The 8934-nt window shown below is 63.4% G+C and carries 10 protein-coding genes and 2 pseudogenes; 11 read left to right on the top strand and 1 reads right to left on the bottom strand.

Annotated elements, in window-relative coordinates:
• Positions 1 to 92 precede the first annotated feature (92 nt).
• From QZY44_RS22430 to QZY44_RS22480, 11 genes and pseudogenes are all read left to right on the top strand, one after another.
• Positions 93 to 1310 carry a site-specific integrase gene (locus QZY44_RS22430; RefSeq protein ID WP_295452748.1) on the top strand — a complete coding sequence of 406 codons (1218 nt, stop codon included), beginning with the start codon at positions 93 to 95 and terminating at the stop codon, positions 1308 to 1310.
• A complete protein-coding gene (locus tag QZY44_RS22435) occupies positions 1307 to 2653 on the top strand; it encodes a tyrosine-type recombinase/integrase (protein WP_295452753.1) in 1347 nt (448 codons plus the stop codon). The genes QZY44_RS22430 and QZY44_RS22435 overlap by 4 nt, the downstream gene beginning before the upstream one ends.
• The gene (locus QZY44_RS22440) at positions 2650 to 3651 is read left to right on the top strand and encodes a tyrosine-type recombinase/integrase (protein WP_295452757.1); all 1002 of its coding nucleotides are present in this window, start codon (positions 2650 to 2652) and stop codon (positions 3649 to 3651) included. Before QZY44_RS22435 ends, QZY44_RS22440 begins: the two co-directional genes overlap by 4 nt.
• A gap of 97 nt (positions 3652 to 3748) precedes the next feature.
• Positions 3749 to 3844 (top strand): annotated as a pseudogene (locus QZY44_RS22445) (JAB domain-containing protein); the annotation flags it as partial.
• 229 nt (positions 3845 to 4073) lie between these two features.
• Positions 4074 to 4313, top strand: a complete 240-nt coding sequence (locus tag QZY44_RS22450) for a hypothetical protein (protein ID WP_295452761.1) — start codon at positions 4074 to 4076, stop codon at positions 4311 to 4313.
• Positions 4314 to 4446: 133 nt separating this feature from the next.
• Positions 4447 to 5205 carry a ParA family protein gene (locus QZY44_RS22455; protein ID WP_295452766.1) on the top strand — a complete coding sequence of 253 codons (759 nt, stop codon included), beginning with the start codon at positions 4447 to 4449 and terminating at the stop codon, positions 5203 to 5205.
• Positions 5202 to 6407 (top strand): ParB/RepB/Spo0J family partition protein, encoded by a 1206-nt coding sequence (locus QZY44_RS22460; protein ID WP_295452771.1) that lies wholly within the window; start codon positions 5202 to 5204, stop codon positions 6405 to 6407. The genes QZY44_RS22455 and QZY44_RS22460 overlap by 4 nt, the downstream gene beginning before the upstream one ends.
• Before the next feature lie 52 nt (positions 6408 to 6459).
• On the top strand, positions 6460 to 7272 hold the full coding sequence (locus QZY44_RS22465; RefSeq protein ID WP_295452778.1) for a hypothetical protein: 813 nt from the start codon (positions 6460 to 6462) through the stop codon (positions 7270 to 7272).
• Positions 7269 to 7592: a hypothetical protein gene (locus QZY44_RS22470; RefSeq protein WP_295452781.1), complete on the top strand. Its 324-nt coding sequence runs from the start codon at positions 7269 to 7271 to the stop codon at positions 7590 to 7592. Before QZY44_RS22465 ends, QZY44_RS22470 begins: the two co-directional genes overlap by 4 nt.
• A gap of 7 nt (positions 7593 to 7599) precedes the next feature.
• A complete protein-coding gene (locus QZY44_RS22475) occupies positions 7600 to 7920 on the top strand; it encodes a hypothetical protein (protein ID WP_295452784.1) in 321 nt (106 codons plus the stop codon).
• Complete coding sequence (locus QZY44_RS22480; RefSeq protein ID WP_295452788.1) at positions 7901 to 8248, top strand: PIN domain-containing protein; 348 nt, start codon at positions 7901 to 7903, stop codon at positions 8246 to 8248. The genes QZY44_RS22475 and QZY44_RS22480 overlap by 20 nt, the downstream gene beginning before the upstream one ends.
• Positions 8249 to 8698: 450 nt before the next feature.
• Here QZY44_RS22480 and QZY44_RS22485 read toward each other — a convergent pair.
• Positions 8699 to 8934, bottom strand: a pseudogene (locus QZY44_RS22485) (hypothetical protein); the annotation flags it as partial.

The raw sequence follows: 8934 nt of genomic DNA on the forward strand, positions 1-8934 counted from the left end.
GTTTTCCTCAGCAGGACGGTGGGTTAGGGCGATTTCGCTTCCCATAATTTGGACTAAAGTCCTTGGGTCCGACACACCCAAGGAGATGCGCCATGTCCCGATCCGAACTGCAATGCGACGTTTTGCTCTCCCGATTCCGGGAGCACTTACAGGAGGAGCGCTACAGCCCGGACGTTGCTCGCAATTACCCCTTTTTGGCCAGGCGCTTTCTGCGTCACCTCGAGGGATGCGGGCAGACGGTCGAGTCCGTATCGCTGGCCGATGTCGAGTGCTATCTCTCCGCGCTCGGCACCCCCGTCTCGAACGTCACCCGCCGCCGGCATCGCGCCGCGATCGCGATGCTGCTGCGGCTGGTTCACGATCAGTGGCCTCCGGCGGTGCCGCCGACGACGGCCCACGCGATCGCGACGGGTACGACGGTCGCGGAATTCGATGCGTGGATGAAGGACCTCCGTGGGCTGTCGCCGAGTACCCGCCGGTACCGTCGGGCGGAGGCCTCTTGGCTCATGGAGTGGCTCCATGGACAGGGCAAGACCGTCGGGACTGTCACGGTAGCCGACCTCGACGCCTACATCGCCTGGCGCGGGGCCTCAATGCGGCGGACCTCGATCGCCGGCATGATCGCGACCCTGCGCAGCGTGCTGCGCTATCTGCATGAGCGCGGCCATTTACCGCTCGACCTGGCCGGTGCGATCAAGGGGCCGAAGATCTATGCGCTGGAGGGCATCCCCTCGACGATCCGACCCGAGGACGTCGAGCGAGCACTCGAAGCGCTCGAACAGGACCGTTCCCCGCTCGGTCTTCGCGACTACGCCATCTGGATGCTGGCGACGACCTATGGCCTGCGGGCGGGAGAGATCGTAGGGCTGCGTCTGTCGGATATCGATTGGCGGCACGAGCGCCTGCACATCCAGCATACGAAGACCGGCGCAAGCTCCGCGCTGCCGCTTCTGCGCGGACCTGCGGACGCCTTATTTGATTACCTGCGTCACGGACGGCCCGTCGCGACCGACCGGGCGGTGTTCCTGCGCAGCCAGGCGCCGTACCGGGCGCTGGCTAACGGTTCCACTATCCATGGCATCGTCACGCGGCGACTGGCTGCCGTCGGCGTGTTCCCGACCGGCAAACATGGGGCCCATCTGCTGAGGTATAGCCGAGCGGCAAGCTTGCTGCGCGGCGGCGTGTCCCTCAAGGTCATTGGGGACATTCTCGGGCATCGTACCGAGCGCTCGACGGCGCCCTACCTCAAGCTCGCCATGGAGGATCTGCGCTCGGTGGCCCTCGACCTGCCAGCGGGGGTCGCCCCATGAACGCCGACGACGTCGACCGCTTCCTCGACAGCCTGGCGATCGGACGCCAGTCTCGCTACTCCTATTGCAGCATCCTGCGGGCCTTCCAGGCGTTCGCGCTTGAGCGCACGCCGGGCGGCGAGGCGCTCTCGCTCGAGACGCTGCGAGCCTGGCTGATGCATGAGGCTGCACGCTCGCCCCTGGCGAGCGTCGTGTGCCGAGCGGGGGTTGTCGCGCGTTATCTGGACTGGCGGGCCGGCGCCGGCCACGGCGCCAACCCGCTCGCCGCGTTGCAGGACGACTACGGTCCCCGCCTGCATCCGATCGTGCGTGCCCTGATTGAGGACGACGGCGAAGGTGCCCTAGAGCGGCTGCGACCGCTACCCGAGTTCGGCAGCTCGCTCGGTGCGCTCATGCGCGAGCACATCGCGCGGATGCAGTCGCTGGGATACATCTACGAGGTCACGGCGCGTGACTTTCGGCGCTTCGATCGTTTTCTTCAACAGCATCCGGAGCTTGCAGACGAACCGTTACCGGCGCTGCTGGCGGCCTGGCGCGACTCGTGCCCGGGGGTGCGGCACGCGCTACGGGTGCAGCAGTGCGGGCGAGCGCTGTCCCAGGCCATGAACCGGCGCGACCCGACCGTGGCGGTCCTGTCGATCGACGCTGGGTTGCAGCACCGGGTCATACAGGAGGAACGCAAGCCCTACCTGTTTACGGAAACCGAGGTCGAGCGGCTGTTCGAGGCGGCCCGGACATTCCCCTCGGTGAACGCGCCGTTGCGACCGACTGCGCTCGTCGCGATGCTCGCGCTGGCGTATTGCGCCGGCCTGCGGGTCGGAGAAATCGCCTCGTTGACACTCGCCGACCTGGACGTGGATGACGCAACGGTCGAGATCCGCGAGACGAAATTCTTCAAGTCGCGGCGGCTGCCGTTGGCGCCGGGTGTGCTCGCGGTCATATCGCGCTACCTCCTGGCCCGCACCGCCGCGGGAGCTCCGATCGGACCGGAGGCGCCGCTGTGGTGGAGCCCCCTACGCCGGCATCGCTACAGTTACAGCGCGATCGAGAAGTTCCTCACGCATGTCATTCGCCGCGCGGGGTTCAAGCCGGAGCGCGGACAACGGGGGCCGCGGGTCCATGACCTTCGCCATTCGTTCGTTGCTCGTCGAATGGTGCAGTGGTATCGCGATGGCGTCGATCCCCAGACCCGGCTGCCGCACCTGGCGACCTATCTGGGTCACAAGGACATCATCTCGACCCTCGTCTACCTCAACATGACCCCAGAACTGCTCGAACAGGCGGGCGAGCGCTACCGCCAGCGCGGCGCGCACGCGCTCCATGCCTCGGGAGACCGGACATGACGCTCGCCCCACTGTCACACTGGCTCCATGCCTTCTTCCACGAGTGGCTCGGCGAGCAGAGAAACTGCTCCCGTCACACGATCTTGTCCTACCGCGACACCTGGCGCCTGTACCTACGCTACGTCGCCGCGCGCCACGGTCGGTCGGTGAGCGCGCTGGCGCTCGCCGACCTCGCCGCCGAGGAGATACCGGCGTTCCTCAGCCACGTCGAGTCGGAGCGCGGCGACACCATCGGCACGCGCAACTGCCGGTTGGCTGCGATCCGCTCGTTCTTCCGGTTCGTCGCCGACCGTGAGCCGTTGGCGGCGGCACACTGTGCCGCCGTCCTGCGCATCCCCACGAAGAAGGCCCCACACCCGGCGATCGATTACCTGGACACCGAGGAGGTGACGGCCATCCTCAAACAACCGGACCGAGCGACGTTGGAGGGGCAGCGCGATTATGCGCTGCTCGCGTTCCTGTACAACACCGGGGCGCGTATCCAGGAGGCGCTCGATCTGTGCCCGAGCAATCTACGGCTGGACTCGCCGGCGCACGCCAAGCTCTACGGGAAAGGCCGTAAGGAGCGGATCTGTCCGCTGTGGGCGGAGACGGCCGAGCTGCTTTCGGCACTGCGAGCCCGACAACCCCGGCCCGATGGGGAACCGCTGTTCGTCAACCGCTACGGCCGCCCGCTGGGCGCCGCCGGGGTCCGCTACAAGCTCGCCAAGTACGTCCGCGCCGCGGCCGAGGAACTGCCGTCGTTGCGACAGAAACGGGTGTCCCCTCACACGTTCCGCCACACCGCCGGGGTGGAGTTGGTCGCTGCCGGGGTCGACATCGCAGTGATCCGCAGCTTGTTCGGCCATGTCAGCCTCGATACCACGATGCAGTACGCTCGGGCCAACGTCGAGACCAAGCGTCGCGCCATCGAACTGGTCGACGCCTCAAAACGGCCGACTGCCCCGCCGCGCTGGAAGCGCAACCCGGACCTGTTGGACTGGCTCGACTCCCTCTGACGCCAACCCAAGAAATAATGCGAAGGAAAACCGCCGCAACCCCCCCTCCTACCGGGGCGCCCCGGGCATCCTTCGCATTACGGCGTCCTGCTCATAAAAAGAAGCGCTGGCGTTGGTGGAAATCCGGGTGCTCGATCACCTTATCGTTTCCGGCGAAGCGTCTACGTCGTTGGCTGAGCGTGGCTTGCTGTAACTGTTTCCGGTCCCGGGTCGCCGGGACCACCCACCAAGCCCGCACGGGCTGACCTTGAGAGGTACTTTGTGTTGGATTGCAGCCCCGCGGACGATGGCGCGTTAGCCGTGACAATCGGCTTTACAGAGGACTTCTAGGCCGATGCGGTGCCCAGGGACGGGCACCCTGGCGGCGGCTGTTGTGTTGCTGTAGGCTGATTGGTCTATCCTTCGTTTTTGGAGTAATCGTGATGCCTATCCCTGTCGATCCCAACGTCCGAATGCAACTGCTGATCCCACAATCACTGAAGTCCGATGTGGAAGCCTTCGCCGATCAACACAATATGTCTGCGAACGAAGCCATGCGGATTTTGGTCCGGCGCGGCATGACGGTGGAGGGCGAGCGGTTTTCCGCAGTCCACTTGCTTGACGAGTTTAGTTTTCAGGTCCGCGAGTTGGCGGCCCTGGCGGCGTTGTCGAAGAATCGGTAGGGTTGCAGGGTGCCAACCTCTCTGGAAAGTATCGCATGCGAAACAAAAAAAGGCTTGTGTATGTGTCGGCGGGTGTGTATTATGTAGATTCCTACCACTGAGCCGAAGGCTCGACCTTGAGGGGTAATAAGAAGTGCAAGTCATTGTTGTAGCGAATCAAAAAGGCGGTGTCGGCAAGTCGGCGATGGCCGTGCATCTGGTCTGGCTCGCCCTGGAGCAGGGCCGTTCGGTGCTGATGTGCGATCTGGACGGCCAGGCCAACAGCAGCCGCTGTTTCACCCGCACGTTCTGCGGTTTGCAGGCGTCGACTCTGTTTACGGCGGAGCCAGGAACCCTGACGCAGATCCCGCAGACGATTTCCGACCGCTTGTCCTTGATCTCGGCTGATATCGGGATCAACGACGTGGAGGCCCTCGACCTCAGCCTGATCCAGCGGCCAGCACATCACCTGCGCGGCCTGGCCGTGCCCGACGACACCCTTTGTATCATCGACACCCCCCCGAGTCTTGGCCGGCGCCTGATTGCGGCCCTGATTGCGGCTGATGCCGTGGTAAGTCCGATGGGGCTCAACGGGTTTTCTATCCAGGGAATCACCGACCTGCAGGGCACCATTCGCAAGATTCGCAAAAAGTTCAATCCTAATCTGAAAAACCTGGGCCTTTTGGCGAATATGGTGAATAGCCGCTCCGCGACCCATGCCCGGATTCTCGGTGAGCTACGCGCCGAACTTGGCGATAGCGTGTTGCCGTTCACGGTGGGCAATCGGGTGGCTATTTCCGATGCGATTGACGCGGGGCGTCCCGTCTGGCGGAATACTAGCGGGGCCGGGATGCTAAAGGCTGGCCAGGAAATGCGGGCCGCATGTGAAGCGATTCTGGGGAGATTGTCATGAGCAAAGCGGCCGCGAATGAATTGAGCGATATCCGCAGTCTGCGCGACTTGATGGCGGACGACGAGCCGGATACCACCGGGGCCGTGATTGTCGCGTTATCCCTGATTGATCGGGACGAGGATCAACCGCGGAAGGCGTTTGACGATGAGAGCATTGCCGGGTTGGCTGAATCGCTGGCCGTGGCGGGTGTGATTCAGCCCTTGATCGTTAGCCGCCATCCCAACGACGCCGGCCGCTACATGCTCATCGCGGGGGAGCGCCGTTGGCGTGCCGCCAACCTGGCGGGGCTCGCCGAGGTGTTGGTGATCGTGCGCGAGTTGTCACCCGCGCAACGCTTGGCGGTGCAGCTGCTGGAGAACGCGGACCGCGAGCCGCTGAATATCCTCGAGGAAGCCACCGCCGTGGCGCGCCTGGTCGAACTTGGCAACAGCCCTAAGCAGGTGGGTGAGCTGCTGGGCAAGAACAAGACGTGGGTGTCCCTGCGGCGCAAGCTGGCCTCCCACATCAGTCAAATCGACGTGTTCGTGACCGGTAACCGCACCCAGGACCCGGAAACGCTGTCGTTCCTCATCGACCTGGAAGCGCTAGATCCGAACGCCGTTGCTGAATTCCTTTGCGCCGAGAAGGTGACGCGCGCGACGGTGCGCGAGGCGCTCGAAGTTGCCCGCGCCAAGTTCGCGAATGCGCCCAGCGTGCAGCCTTCTGTACCTGCGGCCGTCACAGCTCCCGCCGAGTTGTCGGTCCCTGATCCAGCGGGGGGCTCCGGGGCGATGCCGAGTGTTGAGGGACTGGCGCCGGCTGCGGCTCCGTTCACCGCGCGTGAACCCGCGATTGTGGCGCCGTCCATGGATGAACCGCCGACGCCGGTTGAGGACGTGCCGGCGACCCTGGAGCCTCTGCCGGTGCGGCAACCCGCCACCCCACCAGGTCCGCGCGACGACGCTCATCGGCCGATGCCAGCGCCCGTCCCGGCGCAGCCCACCGCTTCCGCCGAGCCCAAGCCGCCGAAGGTCGCGCCGGTGGATCTTTCCGAAGAGAAGCGCATCAAAGAGCGGTGCCGCGCGGCCGAGCGGCGGATTGCCGAGACGTGGAATCTTCAAGTCACAGTGGGTTGGAGTGGCAACGGTGAGGCGGGTGAGCTGCGGATCGCGTTCACCGATTTAGTGGACCTCGACAATCTTGCGAGCTGTCTCGGTTCGTAACACCTTATCAGGCCCGGCGACGACGCCGGGCCATATCCCGGGAGGACCGTCTATGAACACGCCCCCTTGCCCCCTCTGCGGTGGCCCCCTGAAACTGACTGTCAATGTCTACAGTCGAGGTTGGGCTTGCTCTCGCCAGGACGGACTGGCCCCCTGTCCGGGATTTGTCCGAATAGAGGAAGACGAGGCCCTGACGAGCGTACAGTTAGCGCAGTACCTTGCGGAACGCCAGGCATTGCCCGGCGCGACCGAGGCGCCTGAGCAAGCCACTTATCGGCTTGTCAAAGCGCCTTTGGAAGCGATGTCCGTCGCTCCCTACTTGAGCCGTGCTGATCAGGGCACCTTGAAGGCGGCCCTGCGGATTCTTGCGTCACTCAACGAGGCCGCATGGTTGGCCGGCGAGCCCGCCGAGCTCCTGAAGGAGCAACGCCGGGAGGCGAGCGACCAACGCCACCGCGCGGCCCTGGCGGTGCTCGGTCGGACATCGCCGCAACCCCTGGACCCGGAAGGCAGCATGACTGACCTGCTGGCCCTCGATGCCGTCGCCGGCGCGGGGCTGTTTGCCAGCTATCACACCAGTGATAACTTCACGGTCGCCTTGCTCGCTGAGTGCTCGGACGGCCAGACGCCGACCGATGTGCTGATCCGCGCGTTGTTCCGATACTGGGGGGAAGTGGTTAGTCTTATCGCCCGGGAGTGGGGCGCGTGCGACACCCCGCTTGGTGAGCTGGACGCGCGGCTGACCTTGGCGCTGGAAACCAGCCGCCAACTGGTCCTTGCCGATCCCCCAGCCCCGCTAGCGGCCGTGCGAACCCTGCTCCAGCCGGACCCGCGCGTAACCCCTTTTCGGCGGTGTGCGGCGTGACGCTTTCCAGGACGACGCGCCAGCGGGTTATCTCGGCCTATCGATTCCATTGCGGATCGCCGAACACGCAGGCCGCGGCGCAACTGGTCGCGGTGGCGACGGCGGGGGGTTGGATTGCCCGCAAGGAGTCGCCCCCCGGGATGGTGCTCCAGTTGTGGGCCACCGAACGTACTCCCCCGCTGTGGGCCGTCTATGCCGCGGCGACCTGGCTTCGCGCGAACCGGGTGGAGGTTACCGATCGGGCCGAGCGCGAGGCATTTGAGGAAGCGTTGAGTGTGATGGACGCGCAAACCCCTGACGCGTCAAGTGAGCGAGGATGAATTCGAGATGTTGACAAGTATCGAAGGCGTTTATGAAAACGGCCAGGTTCGCCTGCTGGAGCCGCTCCCGGGAGTGGTGCGGGCGCGGGTCGTGGTGACGGTCCTCCCTGAGCCCCCCCCGGCATGGTTAGAGGATAAGCCGGTCGCTCCATTGGCCGGCGATGCCGTGGTCGACCATGATCAGCCTCGTAGCGAGCTTGGCCGTGCCCTCGCGGCGATTCGTCGGCGCGCTAGTGCGCAGGGCCAGCCGCTCCAATCGGCCGACGCCATTCTATGTGAAGTGCAGCAGGGGCGTGCGGAGGCTGGCGATGATCAAGACCTACGTTGATGCCAATACGCTGATTGCCGCCTTTCGCGGTGATCATCCGGCTGCGGACGAAGCCTTGGGGCTATTGGGGGACTCAAGTAGGACCTTCGTTGCCAGCGCCTATCTAAGGTTGGAAACACTGCGCAAGCCGCTCTTCTATAGACGCGAAAACGAAATCGCATTCATGGAGCGCTATTTCTCTGCGGTTAGTCTCTGGGTCCCGACCAGTGATACCTTAGTCGAGCAGGCCCTCCAGCTGGCCGCACAGCTTGAAAATACTTCTCCGGCGAATTTAATAGATACCACCTGTTTGTTCTTCGATCCAGGAATCCGGCCAGCATGGGTCTAAATTCATCGCTAACATAAAAAGAAATTTTAATTATTGATCCATTGATTACTGGCAAATCAAACCCGTACGCTGTTAACTCGCTGGAGCCGTTATCGGTTGTATAATAAATACGGGTATGCCTCTTTGTCGAAGACCTCGTTATCGACGACGATGTTGTTGAGTTAACGGTAAAAAATGACGTGTCGTTCCATTTTTCTACCCGGTCTACTCTTGCGGTTTCAACCAAAAACGAAGTCCTATATTGCTTACCGGTAACTTTAGAGATTGTTGACATTATTGCGAAATTCTTTTGCGGCCAGATGGCGTTTGAGATTAGGGAATTTGAGCCGGTGTCAGCGGTTGTGCTAGCAGCTTTACCCATCAGTGCGTAAGCCGATCTTCTTTTTGGCGTAATTCCGGACCGAGCGGGGCGCCGCTCGCCACGCGAAAGGTAGCCCCGCCGTTCGGTCGCTACTTGCTTACCCCCGAGGCTTCCTGAATCTCCATAAACCGCCGCCGGAACTCCAGTGGGTTGGAAATCCCGCCGATGATCGTCCGCGGGTTCCCGGCGCCAGAAACGATGACCGAGAGGGCCTTGATCATAAATCCGGCCAAGACATAGCATAGGGCTTGGAGAATCACCCCCTGGAGAGCGGCAGGACCCGCGAAATTGTGTACCCTTGGAAGTGCAAACAAACCGAGGGTTA

It is taken from the genome of uncultured Thiodictyon sp. (genome assembly GCA_903837595.1).
GTDB lineage: Bacteria > Pseudomonadota > Gammaproteobacteria > Chromatiales > Chromatiaceae > Thiodictyon.